The sequence below is a fragment of the Erwinia sp. TECH1 genome (genome assembly GCF_054057575.1).
Window position 1 is genome coordinate 1391164 of record NZ_JBSRZK010000001.1, and the last position, 20449, is coordinate 1411612.

Here is a 20449-nt window from a genome sequence, read left to right on the forward strand (position 1 = left end):
AGGCTTTTAAGTTTGTCATCAAACTCGCCTTTTCAGATCGGGCTGGGTTGCGGCGCGCTTGCCTTTTCATTGGCGAGCATAATATTCAGCATGCTGTTGGCAATCTCCCGCTCGCCCATCACCACCTGATTTGCGCCGCGCTCGGTAATGTAGTGCACCTCTTCGTCATGATGCGCCCGCGCGAGGATCTCAATCGACGGGCGCTTCTCTCGTGCGGCGATGACGATTTCGCCCGCTTCAAAACCATTAGGGATAGTGAGCAGCAGCCAGCGCGCGCAGTCCAGACGCGCCAGATCCATCGTCTCCGTGCGGGCAGCGTTGCCCAACACAGCGCTGATCCCTTCCGCCCTTAAGGCATCCACCCGCGTCCGGCTGTTCTCAACCACCACAATCGGCACGCCATTTTCTATCAGTTTCCTGCCCAGCAGGCTGCCGACGCGGCCAAAACCGACGATGATGGCGTGGTTACAGAGATTAACCGGGATCGGGTTTTCCTCTTCCATTATTGCGGCCTGCTGCTGCTCTTCCTCGGCCTCTTTTTTACCGAGATAGCGCTGCAGCAGCGCGAAAAGCAGCGGATTAAGCATGATGGAAAGGATGGCGCCTGCCAGCACCAGATTGCGGCCTTCATCAGGCAGCAGCTTTAGCGAGATCCCCAGTCCGGCGAGAATAAAGGCGAACTCGCCGATCTGCGCCAGGCTCACCGAAATGGTCAGCGCGGTACGGCGGGAATGGCCGAACAGCAGCACCAGCAGCAGCGCGGCCAGCGATTTGCCCAGCACGATAATAGCCAGCACGCCCGCAACCGCCAGCGGCTGTTCCAGCAGGATCATCGGGTCGAACAGCATCCCGACGGAGACGAAAAACAGCACCGCAAAGGCGTCGCGCAGCGGCAAAGTATCGTGCGCGGCGCGATGGCTCAGCTCGGACTCGTTCAGCACCATGCCCGCAAAGAAGGCGCCCAGCGCAAAGGAAACGTCAAAAAACTCTACCGCGCCAAAAGCGATGCCCAGCGCCAGCGCCAGTACCGCCAGGGTAAACAGCTCTCTGGAGCCGGTCGCGGCGCTGCGGGCGAGGATCCAGGGCACCGCGCGTCGACCAACCACCATCATCAGCACCATAAAGGCCACCACCTTGCCGATAGTAATCAGCAGATCGATCAGCAGCATACTTACGCTGGCGTTGCCTTGCTCAAACATACCTGCGATAGCCGGAAGCAGCACCAGCGCCAGCACCATTACCAGATCTTCCACAATCAGCCAGCCGATAGCGATCTGCCCACGCTTACTGTCGAGAAGCTGCCTGTCTTCCAGCGCGCGCAGCAGCACCACGGTACTGGCGGTGGAAAGGCAAAGGCCGAACACCAGCCCGGTCATCCACGGCCAGCCCAGCAGCGAAGACAGCCCCATACCCAACAGCGTGGCGACGGCAATCTGCGCCACGGCGCCGGGGATGGCGATCGCTTTAACCGCCATCAGATCCTTTAGCGAGAAATGCAGGCCAACGCCAAACATCAGCAGCACGACGCCCAGCTCCGCCAGCTCGGGCGCCAGATTGGTATCGGCGACAAACCCGGGTGTGAACGGGCCGGCCAGCACGCCAGCCAGCAAATAGCCAACCAGCGGCGAAACCCGCAGCCGATTGGCCAGCATACCCAAGAGAAAAGCGAGAACAAGCCCGCCGACAATGGTGGTGATAAGCGGGGTAGTGTGGTGCATGCTTCTCTCCTTGTATGTGCAAATGTATCCGAATGTAAGCTTAAAGTGTATGGTATATCCGGCTAGTCTGCCTGCCTTATTCAGGTAAAAATGTGAAAAAAAGCGCTGGCAGCAAAAACACACGGGATCGCGTGATTTTAATGTGTTAAGTGGCTGGAGAGCTGAATAATGACTGCTCTGATAATAAAGATTATGCAGTTATCTTTCAAAACGCAGGCCGCTTTTTTGCGACACAGCTGCAAACAACCGCACTAAAGAGGATGCGTATGCAGCAAGGCCGCAGATTTAGCACTCATCTTGCCGTCGCGCTTGTTTTAAGGGCCCGCGACGCGCTGCCGAAAACCGGCACCGCTTGCCATTCGCCGCGCCTGTAGTAGATTGCTGGTTACGCCAGCCTTATAAGTGCTTCAACAAGGAGATCCGTTGTGCTTTCACTGAAAAAAAACTCGCTGACGCTATTGGCGCTGGCTTTACTCAGCGCGCCGCTTGCCGCGCAGGCCTGGGTTAAAGACCGGGTTTATAAATTCACCGTGCTGCATACCAACGATCATCACGGCCGCTTCTGGCAAAACGAGCATGACGAGTACGGGCTGGCGGCGCAAAAAACCATGATGGATCAGATCCGCTACGACGTGCAGGCGCACGGCGGCGCGGTGTTGATCCTCTCCGGCGGCGATATCAATACCGGCGTGCCAGAATCGGACTTACAGGATGCCGAGCCCGACTTTCGCGGCATGAACCTGATTGGCTACGATGCGATGGCGATCGGCAATCACGAGTTTGATAACCCGCTTTCCGTGCTGCGTCAGCAGCAAAAATGGGCGAAATTCCCGCTGCTTTCCGCCAACATTTATCAGAAAAGCACCGGACAGCGCCTGTTCCAGCCCTATGCGTTGTTTAATCGGATGGGACTGAAAATCGCGGTGATCGGACTGACCACTGACGACACGGCTAAAATCGGCAACCCGGAGAATTTTACCGACATCGTTTTTCATAAACCGGCGACGGAAGCGAAGGCGGTGGTGGAAGCGCTGCGCCAGCAGGAGAAGCCGGACGTGATTATCGCGGCGACGCATATGGGACACTACGATAACGGCAATCACGGCTCCAACGCGCCGGGCGACGTGGAGATGGCTCGGGCGCTGCCGGCAGGCTATCTGGATATGATCGTGGGCGGCCATTCTCAGGATCCGGTCTGTATGGCGAAGGAAAACGTTAAGCAGGCGGATTACGTGCCGGGCACGCCGTGCCAGCCGGATCGGCAAAACGGCACCTGGATTGTTCAGGCGCACGAATGGGGAAAATATATCGGCCGGGCCGATTTTACCTTCCTGAACGGCAAGCTGACGCTGGAACATTACGAACTGGTGCCGATCAATCTGCGGCATAAGGTGACCAATGCCGACGGCAGCGTCAGCTGGGTGAATTACACCCAGGAAATCGCCAAAAATCCGGCGATGATGAAGCTGCTGACGCCTTTCCAGAAAAAGGGAGAAGCGCAGCTTAACGTCAAAATCGGCAGCGTAGACGGCCATCTGGAAGGGGATCGCAGCAAGGTGCGCTTTGTGCAGACCAACCTTGCCCGTGTGCTCCTGAGCGCGCAGGCAGAGCGAACCGGCGCTGATTTCGCGGTAATGAGCGGCGGTGGCGTGCGGGACTCCATCGAACCCGGCGACATCACCTACAAGGATGTGCTGAAGGTGCAGCCTTTCGGCAACACGGTCGTCTATGTCGATATGAAGGGCAGCGAAGTTGAAAAATATCTGGCGGTAGTGGCGAATAAACAGGTCGATTCCGGCGCCTACGCGCAGCTGGCCAACGTTAGCCTGACGGCCGATGGCAGCAGCGTTCATGACGTAAAAATCAAAGGCGAACCGCTCCAGGCGGACAAAACCTACCGCATGGCGACGCTCAGCTTCAACGCCACCGGCGGCGACGGCTATCCTGTTATCACCTCTATGCCGGGCTACGTAAACACCGGCTTTGTCGATGCCGAGGTGCTGAAACAGTATATTGAGAAGCACTCGCCGCTGAAAGCCAGCGCTTTTGCACCGCACGACGAAATTCTTTATCAGCAGAAGGCCGCCGTGACGGAACAAAAAGCCGACGAGCCGCCGAAAAAATGGCGGCTGCCGCGTATTGAACTGGCTATGCGCCAGGTCTGGTCGTCACTGTTCTGAAGACACAGGATGCGCTTTGCGCTGCCATTTGGCGCGAAGCGTGTCGTATAACCAGTTATAGACCACCGTATAGGGCAGGAAGAAAAGGAAAAAGCCGATTTCCAGCAGCAGCGCCTGCCACAGCGAAACGCCCAGCATCCAGGCGGCGATTGGCAAACCAATCAGAATAAACCCGCCTTCAAAAGCCAGCGCGTGCACGATACGCAGCAGCCAGCTCTGACGGCCGTTCGGGAATAGACGGTCGAAACCGGCGTTGTAAACCATGTTCCAGAGCATGGCGACGGTCGACAGCATAATAGCCAGCGCGCCCATCTGGAACAGCGGTTTATCCATTGCCCACGCGGCCAGCGGCGAAACTATCGTCACTGCCAATGCTTCAAAACCCAGGGCGTGGAAAAAACGTTCTTTCAGTGTACGGCTCATTGGTTCTCCTTAAAATCAGACCGGTATTTTGCCTGCCCGGTTTGCTAAGATAAAATGATTACCCATCGGAAAAAGCGATACTTAAATGCGATATTCACCGGAATCGTTACAGGCGTTTGTACAGACGGTGGAAAGCGGCTCCTTTTCTGCCGCTGCCAGAGCGCTGCGTAAAAGCCAGTCCACCGTCAGCGCTGCCGTGGCCAACCTGGAAACAGATTTGGGGTTCGCCTTGTTCAGCCGCGACGGGCGCTCGCCGGTGCTGACAGAGAACGGGCAGCGGGCGCTGGCACAGGTGCGGGAAATACTGGCGGCCAGCGAGCGGCTGGATGAGCTAGCTATCCGCCTGACTGGCGATGTGGAACCCTGCCTGAGCATGGCGATCTCCGATTTCTGGCAGGCGGATTACCATGAATCGCTGCTGAGACGCTTTGCCGATCGCTATCCGCAGATTGAATTTGAATGCATGATTGCCGAAGATGCCGACGTTATCGATCTGATCCAGGCCGGAAGGGCGCATATTGGGGTGATCCGCGTGCAGCCGCATTACCCGGCTGATATCGCCACTGCAAGGCTTCAGGTTAAAGCGCAGATGGCTATTTATCTGCATCAGGATCATCCGCTGACGCGGCAGGCTGTCGTCAGCAGCGAAGCGTTAAAAAGCGAGCGGCAGCTCTGTCTGAACACGTGGGTAGAGAAGGGGCGGCCCCGGCCGGGCAACGGCGTCTGGTCTGCGCCTTCTTATCTGCTGCTGCTGGAGATGGCGGAACAGGGCTTTGGCTGGACGATACTGCCGCGCTGGCTGGTGGAGCAGTTCGGCCATCAGGTGCTGCGCGAGCTGCCGATCGCCGGCTGGCCGCAGAATCTTTCGGTGGATGTCGCCTGGTCGCGGCTGTCGCCGCCCGGCCCGGCCGGGCGCTGGATGATCGATCGGCTGCTGGCGCAGACCAACTAGCTGCGGTCGCGCTTCGCGATAGCGGCAAAGCTGGCGTTGAGCTGCCGCGCCAGATCCTGCGGAGCCAGCTCTATCTCAAGCCCGCGTCGTCCGCCGGAAACAAACACGGTGGGAAACTGCTGCGCCAGCGTATCCACCACTACGGGCAAACGTTTTTTTTGCCCCAGCGGACTGATGCCGCCCAGCTGATAGCCCGTGATTCGCTGGGCGATCTGCGGATCGGCCATTTCGACTTTCTTTACGCCCAGCGCTTTGGCGACGCTTTTTAAATCCAGCTGGCCGGCAACGGGCGTGACGGCTACCGCCAGCGTGTTCGCCTCGCCGTTCAGCGAAACCAACAGCGTTTTAAACACCCGATCGGGATCCTGGTTCAGCATCCGTACGGCTTCATCGCCAAAGTGGGTTTCGCTGCTGTCGTGCTCATAGCTGTGCAGCTGAAATTTTATTTTTTGCTTTTCAAGCAGTTTTACGGCTGGCGTCACGACGCTTCTCCTCAGGTGGCGCATGGAACAACTGGCGAAAAAAAGTACTGGCGAAAATGTGGGATCCAGGCGACAATCTTTGCCCCTTCGGCCTTTGTCGAAGGCGAACTAAAATCATAAAACAGATCTTATTCATGGCCGGTAGCGATATTGGCCTTTTTTTTTAGCCTTTTTTCAGCAGGTCCGGCAAATTGCCTTCGCCATACAGGTGCAGCGCGCCCACGGCCACCACATACTCCCCTGGCGGCAACGCCGTCAGATCCTGCCGCCAGCGCTGATTGCGTTGCAGCATCAGCACCTCGTTTAACGCGCTGTTAAAGGTACCGGGCAGGGCCGGTCGGCTGTCCGCAGGCGGCGTTTCCAGCCACCAGCCAATCATGGTTTGCAGCAGGCGCGCGTTGGTGTGCCAGTGCTGCAGCGTATCCTGCAGCAGCGACAGACCGTTATCGGGCAGCGCTTTCAACAGATCCAGCTGCGCCTGCGGCCCTTCCAGCTCGATGATTTTTTTCCCCTGCGCTTTGGCGGCGCTGAGCAGCTGGAAATCGATACCGTAATCCGTCCGCAGCCCAAGACGCTGGGCCTGCTGCGCCTGCAGCATTAAGGCTATCTGCCAGGCGGGCAGCCGATCGATAACTTCTGCGTCAATAGCGACCTCGCGGCAGACACGCTGCAATTCCTCCAGCTCCCGCTCGCTCAGACGCTCCGCCAGCGGCGGGCAGATTTCACTGGCGCTAAAAGGCGAGGCGCCGGAGGTGATATCCGCCTCCACAATCAGCGCATCGGCCCGCGCCAGTTTTTTTTGCAGCGCCGCCGGAAGCGGCATCATGGTTTGCGTGCCCATATGAATACTGCCCACCAGATGCAGATGGCGGGCGCCGAGCGCCATATCCTGCGCCGGATAGGCATAGCTAATGGGCGAGAGTTTGCGCCACAGCGCGACAGCCTTTTGCAGTAATTTTCCCATAGGCTCCGCTCCGTTAGTTTCCCTTATGCTAACGGTTTAGCCCACCGAAGGACAGACGGAGACCGGGCTTTCAGACAAGACTGTGCGTCACTTTGGCGGCTGATAGCGAAGCAGTCGGTTGGCGTTGCTGACGACGGTTACCGAAGAGAGCGCCATCGCGGCACCGGCTACGACCGGGCTGAGCAGGGTGCCGGTTAACGGATAGAGCACGCCAGCCGCAATCGGGATGCCGCAGGCGTTATAGATAAACGCTCCCAGCAGGTTCTGCTTCATATTGCGCAGCGTCGCTTTTGCCACGGCCAGCGCGTCCACCACGGCGTGCAGATCGTGACGCATCAGCGTGATGCCTGCCGTCTCAATCGCCACGTCGCTGCCGCTGCTGATAGCGATACCCACATCCGCCTGCGCCAGCGCCGGTGCATCATTAATGCCGTCGCCAATCATCGCCACGCTGGCTCCCTGCTGCTGTAGTTTTTTAATCGCTTCTGCTTTCCCGTCCGGCAAGACCCCGGCAATAACGTCATCGATGCCGGCTTCGCTGGCAATAGCCTGCGCGGTGATTTCATTGTCGCCCGTCAGCATCACTAAACGATAACCCTGCTCGCGCAGCTGCTGCAGCGTGGCGACGCTTTCCTGACGCAGGGCATCGCGCAGGAAAAAGATAGCTTTAAGCTGATTGCCCGCTGCCAGCAGCACCGGCGTCATGCCTTTCGCGGCCTGAGAGGCGATCGCCTTGTCCATTTCCTCCTCAACCACATTGTGTTGCGCCATCAGCGTACGGTTGCCCAGCCGCCAGGTTTCGTCCTGGATCTGCCCGCTGACGCCCAGGCCGCCCAGCGTGCGAAAGCCGGTGACCTCGGGCAAAGCAGCCTGACCGGCGCGCCCGATAATGGCGCGGGCCAACGGATGCTGCGAACCTTGCTCCAGCGCGGCCGCCAGCGAGAGCGCCTGCTGCTCGTCGGCACCGTTAAACACCCGGATGGCCGCCACCTGCGGTTTGCCTTCCGTCAGCGTACCGGTTTTATCAAAAACCAGCGTATTCAGCGTGCTGGCGCGCTGCAGCGCGTCCGCGTCCCGCACCAGCACGCCAAACTCGGCGGCGCGGCCCATCCCGGCGGTAAGCGACATCGGCGTGGCTAACCCAAGCGCGCAGGGACAGGCGATGATCAGCACCGTCGTGGCAATAACCAGCGTATAAACCAGCTGCGGCGCAGGCCCGATAAAATACCAGACGGCCGCGCTCAGCAGCGCGATAGCGACCACGGCGGGCACGAAAATCGCAGAAATTTTATCTACCAGGCGACTGAGCTCGGGCTTGCTGCTTTGCGCCTGGCGAACCAGATTCACAATGCGCGACAGCGTGGTATTTTTTCCGACCGCGCTGGCGGTGAACAGCACGCTGCCGTCCTGCATTACCGTGCCCGCGTGAACCTTGTCGCCCGCGCTTTTCTCCTGCGGCAGCGCTTCGCCGGTCAGCATCGCCTCATCCAGCCAGGCCTGGCCCTGGACGATGACGCCATCAACGGGCACGCGATCGCCCGTGGTCAGGCGCAGCGTCATGCCGGGCGTCACTTCGCTGAGCGGCATCGCTTTCTCTTCACCGGCGATAACCACACGGGCGGAAGGCGGGGTGAGATCCAATAATCGCTCCAGCGCCTGAGAAGATCGCTGGCGCGCGCGCTGTTCAAGCATATGGCCAAGGTTAATCAGGCCAATAATCATTACGCTGGCTTCGTAGTAAAGGTGGCGCGCTTCTGAAGGAAAAGCAGCGGGCCACAGGGTGACCGCGCTGGAATAGAGCCAGGCCGCCGCCGTGCCGAGCGCGACCAGCGTATCCATCGTCGCGCTGCCGTTCAGCAGGCTGCGCCAGGCGCTACGATAAAAATGGCCGCCCGCAACGACCATAATTACCAGCGTCACGGCGCCCAGTGTCAGCCAGGTGACGCGGTTATCGGCGGTTAACATCATGTTGTCGCCGAGCATGCCCCAGCCCATCAGGGGCAGACCAAACGCCAGCGCCAGCAGCGCCTGCCAGCGAAAACGACGCATCGCTTTAAGCGCCGTTTGCTGCTGTTTTTCGCGGCGCTCGCTTTCATCTTCGATAATTTCGGCATCGTAGCCCGCGTTGCGCACCGCCTGAATCAGCGCATCGGGCGAAACGTCGCCCATCACCAGCGCGCTGCGTTCGGCAAGATTTACCCGCGCCTGATGCGTGCCAGGCACCTGCTGCAGCGCGTGCTCAACGCGACTGACGCAGCTGGCGCAGCTCATGCCGCCAATTAACAGATGAAAGCTGTCATCGGTTGCCGGAAGCTGAGAAGGGGCCGCTGTCAGCGCTTCCGGCTGGGGATCTGATACTGTCAGCGGTTCAGGCTTTGGGCGCGCGTCGTCCGCCAGCGCGGCCTGATAGCCTGCCTCTTCTACCACCGCGATAAGCGCCTGCGGTGCAGCGTCGCCGGTTACGCGGGCTTCATCCAGAGATACCTCGGCCTGATCCACATCATCCCGTTTCTCCAGCGTTTCTTTGACTCTTTTTATGCAATGACCGCAGGAAAGGCCATCCAGTTTTAATACCGTTGTTTGTGACATAAAAACTCCTTTGCTTAGTCGGAACACTGTCAGGATTAAGGATAAACCTTCCATCAAGGGGAGGGTCAAGCTTGTCTCTGGCCGGCACAGACAATTTTAGTCCCGCCGTGAAGAGTGTTAAAATTAAGCGATAGCAGACAGGCGGATCCCTATATGAACATTAGCGACGTAGCTAAAAAAACCGGGCTGACCAGCAAGGCCATCCGATTTTATGAGGAAAAAGGGTTGTTGACCGCGCCTTCGCGCGGCGAGAACGGCTATCGCCACTACACGACAAAGCATCTGGAGGAGCTGACGCTGCTACGCCAGTCGCGCCAGGTGGGGTTCAGCCTGGAAGAGTGCCGTGAAATGCTGCTGCTCTTCCACAATCCGCAGCGCCATAGCGCCGAGGTAAAAGCCAGAACGCTGAATAAAGTGGCGGAAATCGAAGCGCATATCAGCGAACTGAACCTGATGCGCGAGCGGCTGCTGGCGCTGGCGGCCAGCTGTCCGGGCGATGAGGGCGCCGATTGCCCTATTATTGATAACCTGGCGGGATGCTGCCACGAGAGCAAGGGGCGTTAAGCGGGCGCTCGCTAAGGCATCTTTACGGCCCGTAAAAATCGAAAGGGCTACGCCGATTGCTCGTTGTTGGGATCTCGCCTGACGATCCGCAGCGTAATCCCTTCCACCGCCACCACCGTAACCGGCGTACCGGCAGGAAGGTTTTCCGTAGCCTGGACGCGCCAGCTGCTGTCGCCAACGCGAATATGCCCTATACCGTCGTGCAGCGCTTCCTCCAGCCGTAGCGCAGAGCCAATCAGCTGGCTGCCGCGCTGGTTAAGCGAGGAGGGCGGCTGCTTACGATCCCGGCCGCGCAGCCAGCTATACCACCACAGCGCGGAAAGGATGGTCAGGATGGCAAAGCATAAACCCTGCCACTCCCAGGGCAGCGGCACCAGCCAGACCAGCAGGCTGACCAGCACGGCAGCGACGCCGCTCCAGAGCAGATAGCCGCTGGCGCCCAGCATTTCTGCCGCAAGCAGGATGCCGCCCAGCGTCAGCCACAGCCAGGCAGGATTGGCGAACAGTTCGCTCGCCATCAGCTTTGCCTGTCTTTTTTGGTTTCCTTCAGCAGCTCGGCGATGCCAGCGACCGAACCGATCAGGCTTGACGATTCCAGCGGCATCATAATCATTTTGCTGCTTTGTGAGGTGCCAATCTTCTGCAGCGCATCGGTGTATTTCTGCGCCACGAAGTAGTTGATGGCCTGAATATCCCCGGCGGCGATGGCTTCTGAAACCATTTTGGTGGCGCGTGCTTCGGCTTCTGCGCCGCGTTCCCTCGCCTCGGCCTGGAGGAAAGCTGACTGGCGCTCGCCCTCCGCTTTCAGGATCTGTGACTGCTTCTCGCCTTCCGCACGCAGGATCGCGGCCTGGCGGACGCCTTCCGCTTCCAGAATATCGGCGCGCTTGGTACGTTCCGCCTTCATCTGCGCGTTCATAGAGGCAATCAGCTCGGCCGGTGGCCGCACGTCGCGAATTTCAATGCGGGTAATTTTGACGCCCCACGGGTTGGTCGCTTCATCCACGATACGCAGCAGCCGGGTGTTGATGTTATCGCGCTGCGACAGCATCTCGTCCAGCTCCATCGAGCCCAGTACGGTACGCATATTGGTCATGGTTAAATTCACGATAGCCAGCTCAAGGTTGCTGACCTCGTAGGCCGCGCGTGGCGAGTCGATTACCTGAATAAAGCAGACGGCATCGATAGTCACGCTGGCGTTATCTTTCGAGATGATTTCCTGCGAGGGGATATCCAGCACCTGTTCCATCATGTTGATCTTGCGACCAACGCGATCCATAAAGGGCACCAGAAGGTTAAGGCCGGGCTGCAGCGTTTTGGTGTAGCGGCCAAAACGTTCGACCGTCCATTGGTAGCCCTGCGGCACAATTTTGATGCCGGACCAGACAAGCACCAGCGCGACAAGAATAATAACGGGAATAACAGTCAACATATAACCTCCGGGTTGTTGAAAAACGGGCTGATCCATTCAGCCCGGATGCTTTGTTAGTAAAGCAGGGAATAGAGCTGGCGACGGTATTTTGCGGCCAGCGCATCGCCCGTGCCCAGCGCCGCCAGGATCTCCTGCAGGATCTTGCGCGCATGGCCGTCCGCCGCGCCTAAATCTTTTTGCAAATGGCCGAACAGCAGCGCCAGCGCCTCTTCGTTGCGGCCGACCTGATGCAGCTGAACGGCCAGCCTGGTCGCCAGTTCAGGGTTGTCAGGATCGGCATCAATTTGCTGCTGCAGCTGCTGAATTTCCGGCGTATCGGCCGCCTGCTTCAGCAGGTCGATTTGGGCGATCAGCCCCTGATAGCGTGTATCTTTATCCTGTAACGGCACCACGTCCAGCACCGCCTGCGCTTCATCGCTGCGGTTCAGGCTAATTAACACCTCGGCCAGCAGAAAGCCCATTTCGCTGTTTTGGTTGCTTAACTGCCAGGCTTCTTTCAGCAGCGGCAGCGCTTCCAGCGGCTTACCTTCCTCCACCAGCTGCATGGCCTGCTGCGCCTTCAGCTCTTCTTCTTTCGGCAGCACCTTGTGCAGCAGCGCGCGCACGGCTTCTTCCGGCTGCGGGCCCTGGAAACCGTCTACCGGCTGACCGTTCTGGAACAGATAAACGGTAGGAATGGCGCGCAGGCCAAACTGCTGGGCAACGGCAGGCTCCGCATCGCAGTCCAGCTCGGCAAGGATAAACTGACCGGCATACTCCTGCGCCAGGCGCTCCAGCAGCGGCGTCAGCTCCTGACAGTGCTGGCTGCGCGCAGACCAGAAGTAAAACAGCACGGGGATCTGCATCGACTGTTCAAGCGTCTGATGCAGGTTGCTTTCGTTAATGGTGACAATAGCAGCTTGTGATGACATGAATTCGTCTCTTTATTCCGGGTTTCTTACTTTATTGGGGCGGATGCTTTGGCTTCAAGGTTTTGTTGGCGTCTGCGCCGGTTTACCGCGCAAAATGCGATCCAGCATCCGGCCCGGCAAAATACGCCGCAGCAGCGTGATGGCGTGAGCGACCATCGTTACAGGATAGCGTAAGCGAGGTCGCGGGCTCTCCAGCGCGTGGCGCAGCTTCGGCAGGATCGCCTCCGGCGGCAGCGTAAAGCGGGCGGCGATACCGGGATTTTCTACCGGTTTCTCCCGTTCGGCCTGATTCACATTGTCGGTAAAACGGGTTTTGATCGGGCCTGGCTCAATCAGGCTGACCTGTACGCCACTGCCGTGCAGCTCCATGCGCAGCGTGTCGGACCAGGCTTCCAGCGCATATTTGCTGGCCGCGTAGGCGCCGCGTCCCGGCGTGGCGATCAGGCCCATTACCGAGCTGGTATTGATAACGCGCGCGTCGCCGCTGGCGCGTAAAGCCGGCAGCAGCAGCATCGTCAGCTGATGCGTGCCGAAAAAGTTGGTGGCGAACTGCTGTTCCATCTGTTGACGGCTAATTGCGGTAAGCGGGCCGTAAACGCCATAGCCGCCGTTATTAAACAGCGCGAAAATCCGGTTATCGCTTAAAGCAAGGATCTGCTCTGCCGCGCGGATAACGCTTTCGCTGCTGTTCAGATCCATTTCGACGCCGGTAAAACCCAGCTCGTCCATGCGCTGCACGTCTTCCGGTTTACGGCAGACGGCCAGAATACGGTAGCCGCGTCGCAGCAGATCGTTGGCGGCGACCAGGCCGATCCCGCTGGAGCAGCCGGTGATAACAACTGTTTTTTGCATAACTTTACCTGTAGGCGATCTGCAATCTCGGTTACTCATGGTTAACTAGCGGAGCCAGCGCTTTTGCCATCTGATCGGCAATAAAGGGCTGCGCATCAGGATTCGGGTGAATGCCGTCCTGCTGCATCCATTCTGGCTTCAGATAGACCCGCTCCATAAAAAAGGGCAGCAGCGGCAGAGAAAACTCTTTCGCCAGTCTGGGGTAAACGGCGCTGAATGCTTCGGTATAGCGACGGCCATAGTTAGGCGGCAGGCGAACCTGCATCAGCAGCGGCTGTGCGCCAGCCGTTTTCACCAGGCGAATAATTTGCCGCAGTTCCTGCTCCAGCTGCTGAGGAGGAAAACCGCGCAGCCCGTCGTTGCCGCCCAGCTCAATCAGCACCCAGCGAGGCTGATGCTGCTGCAGCAAAGCGGGCAGGCGGGCCAGACCCTGCGCCGCCGTATCGCCGCTTATGCTACCGTTAATAATGACGGGAGATTTCTGCCATTTATCATTGAGTAACGCTGGCCACGCGGCGCTGGCGGACATGCGATAGCCCGCGCTCAGGCTGTCGCCCAGCACCAGCAATTTGTCCGCCGCCGCCGCACGCAGCGTCGTCAGAGCCAAAAATAACAGGATAAGGTAATGCCAGCGGAAAACATTCTTGAAGTTCATCGTCTTAGTAAGTCCGTCGGTCAGGGTGAGCATCAGCTTTCCATCCTTACCGGAGTTGAGCTGGTTGTCAAACCGGCCGAGACCATCGCGCTAATCGGCGAGTCCGGTTCCGGGAAGTCGACGCTGTTAGGGATCCTGGCCGGTCTGGACGACGGCAGCGAAGGCGAAGTTTTTCTGCTGGGGTCGCCTTTACATCAGATGGATGAGGAACAGCGGGCAGCGCTGCGTGCTAAAAGCGTCGGCTTTGTGTTTCAGTCTTTTATGCTGGTGCCGACGCTGAACGCGCTGGAAAACGTGCAGCTGCCAGCGCTGCTGCGCGGCGAAAGCGATGCGCAAAGCCGCGAACAGGCGAAAAACCTGCTGGGCCAGCTGGGGCTGTCGGCGCGCCTGACCCATCTGCCGTCGCAGCTTTCCGGAGGCGAGCAGCAGCGCGTGGCGTTAGCGCGTGCCTTTAGCGGGCGTCCGGCGCTGCTGTTCGCCGATGAGCCGACCGGTAATCTCGATCGCCAGACGGGCGAACGGATCGTCGAGCAGCTGTTTTCACTGAACCGCGATTTTGCCACCACGCTGATCCTGGTGACTCATGACGAGCAGCTGGCCGCCCGCTGCGATCGCCGCTTAAGAATGCGCGATGGCAAACTTCAGGAGGAAGTATGATCTGGCGCTGGTTCTGGCGGGAATGGAAATCGCCTTCGCTGCTGATTGTCTGGCTGGCGCTAACGCTGGCGGTGGCCTGCGTGCTGGCGCTGGGATCGCTCAGCGACAGGATGGAAAAAGGGCTGACCCAGCAAAGCCGCGATTATATGGCGGGCGACCGCACGCTGCAAAGCTCGCGCGAGGTGCCGCAAGCCTGGCTGGATGAGGCGCGCCGCGAAGGGTTGCAGGTGGGCCGTCAGCTGACGTTTATGACCATGACCTTCGCCAGCGACACGCCGCAGCTGGCTGCCGTAAAAGCCGTGGACGACCGTTATCCGATGTTCGGCCAGCTTGCTACCGAACCCGCCGGGCTGCGTCCCGTGGCGGGCACCGTGCTGGCCGCGCCTCGGCTGCTGGCGCTGCTGGACGTGAAGGCGGGCAGCAAGCTGGATGTGGGCGATGCCACGCTGCACGTAGCCGGAGAGGTCATTCAGGAACCCGACGCGGGATTTAACCCCTTTCAGACCGCGCCGCGTCTGTTAATGAACCTGGCGGATGTGGCAAAGACCGGCGCCATTCAGCCGGGAAGCCGGGTGACATGGCGTTATAAATTTGCCGGGACGGCTTCGCAGCTGGCGAACTACGACCGCTTTATCGCGGCGCGTATTCAGCCCGAACAGCGCTGGATCAGCGTGGAAAACTCAGAGGACGCCCTCGGCAAATCGATGCAGCGCGCGCAGCAATTTTTACTGCTTTCAGCGCTGCTGACGCTGATGCTGGCGATTGCCGCCGTGGTTGTCGCCATGAACCACTACTGCCGCAGCCGTTACGATCTGGTTGCCGTGCTGAAGACGCTGGGCGCCAACAGAGCGGCCCTGCGCAAACTGATTGTCGGTCAGTGGCTGGCCGTGCTGCTGCTGGCGGCGCTTTGCGGCGGCATCGTGGGAAAAGGCTTTGAGGCGCTGCTGCTGCAAATGCTGCGGCCGGTATTGCCGGGCGAACTGCCTGCGGCCAGTTTCTGGCCCTGGCTGTGGGCAACGGGATCGCTGTTTGCCATTTCCCTGCTGGTTGGCCTGCGGCCCTATCGGCTGTTGCTGGCTACCCAGCCGCTGCGGGTGCTGCGGCGCGATGTCATCGCTTCCGTCTGGCCGCTGAAATTTTATCTTCCGATAATGGCGCTGACGATAGTGGTTCTGCTTGCACTGCTGGTCGGCGGCAGCAGGCTGCTCTGGGCGCTGATCGCCGGCATCCTGCTACTGACGCTGCTGCTGGGCGGGCTGGGGTGGGGCGCGTTGTTGCTGCTGCGGCGGCTGCGCGTGCGTAACCTGGCTTTCCGGCTGGCGGTTAACCGACTGCTGCGTCAGCCCTCGGCGACCTTCAGCCAGCTGGCCGCTTTTTCGCTTTCTTTTATGCTGCTGGCTCTGCTGCTGGTTATGCGCGGCGATCTGCTCGATCGCTGGCAGCAGCAGCTCCCGCCCGACAGCCCTAATTATTTCCTGCTTAATTTAACCGGGGAGCAAATCTCGCCGGTGCGTGCTTTCCTGGAGCAACATCATATCCAGCCACAGACTTTTTATCCGATTGTCAGAGCGCGGCTAACCTCGATTAATCAGCAGCCTGCCGATCCGTCGCTGGATAACGCGCTGAACCGCGAGCTTAACCTGACCTGGCTTGAAAAGCTGCCCGACCATAATCCGCTGGTTGCCGGTAGCTGGCCGCCCCGGGCGGGCGAAGTCTCGATAGAAGAAGCGCTGGCGGAGAGGCTGGGCGTTAAGCCTGGCGATACGCTGACCTTCACCGGCGATACGCAAACCTTCTCTGCAAAAATTACCAGCCTGCGCAAAGTGGACTGGGAAAGCCTCAAGCCCAACTTTTTCTTTATCTTTCCGCCCGGCGCGTTGGATGGACAGCCGCAAACCTGGCTGACCAGCTTTCGGCTTGATCATGATAATGCGCTGCTGGCGCAGCTGAATCGTGCCTTTCCTACACTCAGCCTGCTGGATATCGGCACTATCCTGCGGCAAATAGGGCAGGTGCTGGCGCAGGTGAGCCAGGCGCTGGAGATCATGGTCGTGCTGGTCACCGCCTGCGGTATTTTACTGCTGCTGGCGCAGATACAGGTCGGGATGCGTCAGCGCAGGCAGGAGCTGGTGGTATATCGAACGCTGGGCGCCGGTAAAAAGCTGCTGAGGCACACGCTGTGGTGCGAGTTTGCGCTGCTGGGCTGCGTCTCCGGCATCGCCGCCACGCTGGGCGCCGAGGCGGCGCTGTGGGGCCTGCAGCGTAAGGTGTTTGATTTCCCGTGGCAGCCCGACTATCTCCTGTGGGTAACGTTGCCTCTGGCCGGCACCTGTTTACTGTCGCTGTGCGGCGGCTGGTTAGGCATAAGGTTACTTAAAGGAAAGGCATTGTTCAGAGGGTATAACGCAGCGTAGAATAAAGGCCGATATGTATCGGCCTTTATCATTTATTTTCTTTCGTATTCTGAGGCGGCCGGGAACCTCTGAATCGTTTCGCCTGACCGGTTTTGCTTTCCTGCGGGCTGTGATAAAGGTCATAAATAACGTAGATAGTGGAATAGGGAAATAGCTGAAATGTTGGATCTGCTGGATATAAAATATCGTCATCTCTCTGAAATGAAGTCAACTGAGCTATTTGGTTTAAGAAAAAGAGTATTTAAAGACAGACTCAACTGGATGGTCAACAGCCAGGATGAGATGGAGTTCGATGAATATGATAATGAACAAACCACTTATGTTTTTGGCGTCCACCAGGATACCTGCGTTTGCAGCCTTCGCTTTATAGAAACCCAACACCCGAATATGATTACCGGCACGTTCCGGTCATGGTTTAAAGATTTTACGCTTCCCGAAGGGAACTACGTAGAGGCCAGCCGTCTGTTTATCGATAAAGAGCGGATGACGATGTTAAAGCTGCGTGAGAAACCCGTCAGCGCGCTGCTTTTTTTATCGATGATTAATTATGCACGTCACTATAAATATGACGGCATATACGCCATCGTCAGCCATCCTATGTATCTCATTTTTAAGCGTTCTGGCTGGAAGGTTTCGGTAGAGGCACAAAGTCTTTCCGAGAAAAAAGAAAAGATATTTCTGATCTTTATGCCTGTAGATGATGATAACCAGCGTATATTGATTGACCTGGTAAAATCTAAGGCACCCGAGTTAACAATGGCCCTGGATGCCTGGCCGCTCTCATTCCCCGTCAGTCAGCACCGGCCTGATTAGCTGCAGCTCAATGCTTAATCTGATGGCATGTTTCATATTGGTAACGCCCAACTTTTTCACCGCGTTACCAATATGATATTTAACCGTGGTGAGCTTGATGCCCAGAATTAACGCGATTTCCTGGTAGGATTTGCCCACGCTGGCCCAGTAAATAATCTCATTCTCTCTTTTAGAGAATATTTCCCGCGTGTTCATTTCATCAAAATCAGTTTTTCTTGCCTGCTCCTGATACAGCTCCGTCAGCTTTTCATGGGCGTTAATCAGCAGCATTTGCAATTTGCTTTTATTCGTCTGGATCACTTCTTCAATATTATCGTCACAGTGCTCGTCCAGCATGATTGAGAGCACGACAAGATTGTTATTGTGGTCGTGAAGAACAAACGTATAGCCGTTGATGATATTGTGGTTACGCGCCATATCAAAAAGCTTAGGAACCTTGACGCCCTTGTTCAGCATAATGTTTTCGTCCCATGAGAAGGGCGAAACACGGTAAAGCGCCGTGATCAGAACGGGATCGATAAACTGAAAGTTGTTTTCGACATAAACCTGAAACCATTCCGGCCTGTTAGAAATTATAGAGAAATCCGCAGGGTTGCGTTTACTCATAATCGCATAGGCATACTTAACGTTACTGAACTGAGTCAGTTTCCTCTCAAGGTAATCTTTTATGGAGGAATTGATAACCTGATTACTAAAATATGATTTAGACATGTAATTATCTCCCTGAGAAAGTGGGGCTTCCATCGTCAATAGCCGACTTTACCATGTTTTTAAAGCCAGACCTAACGATGCACCCTGCTCAGACAGGCTGCCGTAGATGAGCGGCGTTAAAGTAAATGGCGGAATAATGTTCAGCACGTCCGGCGCAGCCGAAAAATCATAGTAACTTTTTATGGAAGCTGAAGAAACAGGGTGTTGACGTAAGGGCACAATTTGATGAGAGAAGCGAGGGAGGAGAACCAAACCAGACCCTGACACGTCAATCATGAAGCAAAATTTACGTGTTTATCCAGAAAATCTGAGAGTGGTTCCCTTGGTGTTGGCAAAAAAAACTTCTAATTACTTAATAGTATTATGTATTTATTGTTTTGTTCGCCAATACAATACGACTTTCACCAACAAATTAATAGCCATACTTAAGTACAGTTAAGCACTGTCTTTTTTCAGATGGGTGTTTGCCCAGGCAATGCCTTCAGCATAATCGGCAGGTAAATCCTGCGCCAGCGCGCTCAGTGCCTGCTGAAGCGATTCACGGCTGGTATCGCAAAGGTTCAGGTGTCCTACCTTGCGTCCCGAACGCACTTCTTTTTCATACCAGTGCAGGCGAACCAGCGGTTGCTCCAGCCACGCAAGGTTAACTGCCGTGCCGATCAGGTTAATCATAACCGACGGCGTGCTGACGACGGGCGCAGGCAAAGGCAGATCCAGAATGGCGCGCAGATGCAGCTCGAACTGGCTGATGGAAGCGCCGTTCTGCGTCCAGTGGCCGCTGTTGTGCACGCGGGGCGCCAGCTCGTTAATCAGCAGTCCTTCCGGCACCACAAAGCATTCCATGGCCATAACGCCTACATAGTCCAGCTCGTTCATAATAGCGGCCAGCATACTTTCAGCCTGCTGTTGACGTTCCGCATCCGGCGTCGGTAACGCCACGCTGGCGCGCAGAATACCGTCCTGATGCAGATTGTGGGTGAGGGGATAGAAAACCGTGCGGCCGTCATGAGCGCGAGCGCCAACCAGAGACACCTCGCCGGAAAAATTAATGCCCTGTTCCACAATGCACTCGCCGTAGCAATCCGCAGGCAGGGAAGCGACATCGTTCTGCCGTAAACGCCACTGGCCGCGACCATCGTAGCCGCCCGTACGGCGCTTAACGATAGCCAGCTCGCCCAGCCTGGCGAAAACATCGGGCCACTGCGCGGCATCGCTCAGCAGCTGCCAGGGCGCGGTAGCCAGGTTCAGCCGATCCAGCAGCTGTTTTTGCGTCAGACGATCGGCCAGCAGCGGAAAAATATCGCGGTTTACAAAGGCATTATGATGCGAGAGTTCACGCGTCAGCGCCGTTTCCGGCCAGCGTTCGATTTCCGCCGTGATCACGCTTTGTTGGATAGGCAGCGCTTCCGGTTCCGCATCCAGCCCGACAGGATAAACGGCTATTCCCAACGGTTCACCAGCCTGGCGTAGCATCCGCCCCAGCTGACCATTTCCTAATACGCAGACTGGCTTCATGCTTCCTCCCGCGGATCCGGGTTATTCAGAACTTCGTCAGTCTGGCTTTGACGCCAGGCGGACAGACGCTGGTTTAACTCTGCATCGTGTAGCGCCAGGATTTGTGCGGCCAGCAGCGCCGCATTAGCCGCGCCTGCTTTACCGATAGCCAGCGTGCCGACCGGGATGCCGCGCGGCATCTGGACAATGGAGTAAAGGCTGTCAACGCCGCTCAGCGCCGCGCTCTGCACCGGTACGCCCAGCACGGGCACCAGCGTTTTCGCCGCCAGCATGCCGGGCAGGTGCGCCGCGCCGCCAGCGCCGGCGATAATAACCTGAATACCGTTCTCTGCGGCCTGTTCGGCAAAGCTGAACAGCTTGTCCGGCGTACGGTGCGCTGAAACCACTTCACAATGAAAAGGAACGGCCAGGCTGGTGAGAATGTCCGCGGCGAATTGCATGGTTGCCCAGTCACTTTTAGAACCCATTACAATGGCGATGCGGGCCGGTGCGGCAGTAGAAGACATGCGGGTGTGACTCCTGTGATTATACAAACAGTGTCTGAAAGCTGGTCGGTCAGCCAGACAGGAAGGGCTGAGAGAATAGCATGACTCACCGGGCAGGAAAACGGTTGCGTC

General features: G+C 57.7%; 20 protein-coding genes. 6 read left to right on the forward strand and 14 right to left on the reverse strand.

Going from position 1 to position 20449, the window contains the following annotated elements; all coding sequences use genetic code 11:
• Nucleotides 1-32: 32 nt before the first annotated feature.
• Nucleotides 33-1718 (reverse strand): YbaL family putative K(+) efflux transporter, encoded by a 1686-nt coding sequence (gene ybaL / locus ACVWZ0_RS06435; protein WP_253455010.1) that lies wholly within the window; start codon nt 1716-1718, stop codon nt 33-35.
• Nucleotides 1719-2152: 434 nt separating this feature from the next.
• On the opposite strand from ybaL, the gene ushA reads away from it, so the two are divergent.
• On the forward strand, nt 2153-3898 hold the full coding sequence (ushA, locus tag ACVWZ0_RS06440) for a bifunctional UDP-sugar hydrolase/5'-nucleotidase UshA (protein WP_301289738.1): 1746 nt from the start codon (nt 2153-2155) through the stop codon (nt 3896-3898).
• On the opposite strand, the gene ACVWZ0_RS06445 is transcribed toward ushA, so the two are convergent.
• Nucleotides 3887-4321, reverse strand: coding sequence for a multidrug/biocide efflux PACE transporter (locus tag ACVWZ0_RS06445; protein ID WP_253455007.1), 435 nt, complete (start codon nt 4319-4321; stop codon nt 3887-3889). The two genes, ushA and ACVWZ0_RS06445, sit on opposite strands and share 12 nt — an antisense overlap.
• Nucleotides 4322-4406: 85 nt before the next feature.
• Between ACVWZ0_RS06445 and ACVWZ0_RS06450 the strand changes: the two genes are divergently transcribed.
• Nucleotides 4407-5273, forward strand: coding sequence for a LysR family transcriptional regulator (locus tag ACVWZ0_RS06450; protein WP_253455006.1), 867 nt, complete (start codon nt 4407-4409; stop codon nt 5271-5273).
• Here ACVWZ0_RS06450 and ybaK read toward each other — a convergent pair.
• The 3 genes from ybaK to copA all read right to left on the reverse strand — a co-directional run bounded on the left by ybaK (nt 5270) and on the right by copA (nt 9308).
• Nucleotides 5270-5755, reverse strand: a complete 486-nt coding sequence (gene ybaK / locus ACVWZ0_RS06455; RefSeq protein ID WP_125288471.1) for a Cys-tRNA(Pro)/Cys-tRNA(Cys) deacylase YbaK — start codon at nt 5753-5755, stop codon at nt 5270-5272. The genes ACVWZ0_RS06450 and ybaK overlap by 4 nt on opposite strands.
• A 163-nt stretch (nt 5756-5918) precedes the next feature.
• Nucleotides 5919-6719, reverse strand: a complete 801-nt coding sequence (locus ACVWZ0_RS06460) for a TraB/GumN family protein (RefSeq protein ID WP_253455004.1) — start codon at nt 6717-6719, stop codon at nt 5919-5921.
• Nucleotides 6720-6806: 87 nt separating this feature from the next.
• Nucleotides 6807-9308 (reverse strand): copper-exporting P-type ATPase CopA, encoded by a 2502-nt coding sequence (gene copA / locus ACVWZ0_RS06465; RefSeq protein WP_253455003.1) that lies wholly within the window; start codon nt 9306-9308, stop codon nt 6807-6809.
• 153 nt (nt 9309-9461) lie between these two features.
• On the opposite strand from copA, the gene cueR reads away from it, so the two are divergent.
• Nucleotides 9462-9872: a Cu(I)-responsive transcriptional regulator gene (gene cueR, locus ACVWZ0_RS06470; protein WP_253455001.1), complete on the forward strand. Its 411-nt coding sequence runs from the start codon at nt 9462-9464 to the stop codon at nt 9870-9872.
• 47 nt (nt 9873-9919) lie between these two features.
• Here cueR and ACVWZ0_RS06475 read toward each other — a convergent pair whose 3' ends face one another.
• The 5 genes from ACVWZ0_RS06475 to tesA are packed head-to-tail and all read right to left on the reverse strand — an operon-like array spanning nt 9920 to nt 13722.
• Nucleotides 9920-10390 carry an NfeD family protein gene (locus ACVWZ0_RS06475; protein WP_253455000.1) on the reverse strand — a complete coding sequence of 157 codons (471 nt, stop codon included), beginning with the start codon at nt 10388-10390 and terminating at the stop codon, nt 9920-9922.
• Nucleotides 10390-11304, reverse strand: a complete 915-nt coding sequence (locus ACVWZ0_RS06480) for an SPFH domain-containing protein (RefSeq protein WP_253454999.1) — start codon at nt 11302-11304, stop codon at nt 10390-10392. Before ACVWZ0_RS06480 ends, ACVWZ0_RS06475 begins: the two co-directional genes overlap by 1 nt.
• 53 nt (nt 11305-11357) lie before the next feature.
• Entirely contained in the window at nt 11358-12215 is an 858-nt protein-coding gene (locus ACVWZ0_RS06485) for a co-chaperone YbbN (protein WP_253454998.1), read from the reverse strand.
• A 54-nt stretch (nt 12216-12269) separates the two neighbouring features.
• A complete protein-coding gene (locus ACVWZ0_RS06490; protein ID WP_253454997.1) occupies nt 12270-13067 on the reverse strand; it encodes an SDR family oxidoreductase in 798 nt (265 codons plus the stop codon).
• Nucleotides 13068-13098: 31 nt separating this feature from the next.
• Nucleotides 13099-13722 carry a multifunctional acyl-CoA thioesterase I/protease I/lysophospholipase L1 gene (tesA, locus tag ACVWZ0_RS06495; RefSeq protein ID WP_253454996.1) on the reverse strand — a complete coding sequence of 208 codons (624 nt, stop codon included), beginning with the start codon at nt 13720-13722 and terminating at the stop codon, nt 13099-13101.
• Here tesA and ybbA point away from each other — a divergent pair.
• The 3 genes from ybbA to ACVWZ0_RS06510 all read left to right on the forward strand — a co-directional run bounded on the left by ybbA (nt 13693) and on the right by ACVWZ0_RS06510 (nt 17606).
• Complete coding sequence (gene ybbA / locus ACVWZ0_RS06500) at nt 13693-14379, forward strand: putative ABC transporter ATP-binding protein YbbA (protein WP_125288479.1); 687 nt, start codon at nt 13693-13695, stop codon at nt 14377-14379. The genes tesA and ybbA overlap by 30 nt on opposite strands.
• Nucleotides 14376-16793 carry a putative ABC transporter permease subunit YbbP gene (gene ybbP, locus ACVWZ0_RS06505; RefSeq protein WP_253454995.1) on the forward strand — a complete coding sequence of 806 codons (2418 nt, stop codon included), beginning with the start codon at nt 14376-14378 and terminating at the stop codon, nt 16791-16793. The genes ybbA and ybbP overlap by 4 nt, the downstream gene beginning before the upstream one ends.
• 159 nt (nt 16794-16952) lie before the next feature.
• Nucleotides 16953-17606, forward strand: a complete 654-nt coding sequence (locus ACVWZ0_RS06510; RefSeq protein WP_253454994.1) for an acyl-homoserine-lactone synthase — start codon at nt 16953-16955, stop codon at nt 17604-17606.
• On the opposite strand, the gene ACVWZ0_RS06515 is transcribed toward ACVWZ0_RS06510, so the two are convergent.
• The 4 genes from ACVWZ0_RS06515 to purE all read right to left on the reverse strand — a co-directional run bounded on the left by ACVWZ0_RS06515 (nt 17574) and on the right by purE (nt 20338).
• Entirely contained in the window at nt 17574-18317 is a 744-nt protein-coding gene (locus tag ACVWZ0_RS06515) for a helix-turn-helix transcriptional regulator (protein ID WP_125288482.1), read from the reverse strand. The genes ACVWZ0_RS06510 and ACVWZ0_RS06515 overlap by 33 nt on opposite strands.
• A gap of 48 nt (nt 18318-18365) precedes the next feature.
• Nucleotides 18366-18593 (reverse strand): hypothetical protein, encoded by a 228-nt coding sequence (locus ACVWZ0_RS06520; protein ID WP_253454993.1) that lies wholly within the window; start codon nt 18591-18593, stop codon nt 18366-18368.
• A gap of 159 nt (nt 18594-18752) precedes the next feature.
• Nucleotides 18753-19832 carry a 5-(carboxyamino)imidazole ribonucleotide synthase gene (gene purK / locus ACVWZ0_RS06525; RefSeq protein WP_253454992.1) on the reverse strand — a complete coding sequence of 360 codons (1080 nt, stop codon included), beginning with the start codon at nt 19830-19832 and terminating at the stop codon, nt 18753-18755.
• Nucleotides 19829-20338, reverse strand: coding sequence for a 5-(carboxyamino)imidazole ribonucleotide mutase (purE, locus tag ACVWZ0_RS06530; RefSeq protein ID WP_253454991.1), 510 nt, complete (start codon nt 20336-20338; stop codon nt 19829-19831). Before purE ends, purK begins: the two co-directional genes overlap by 4 nt.
• Nucleotides 20339-20449: the final 111 nt, after the last annotated feature.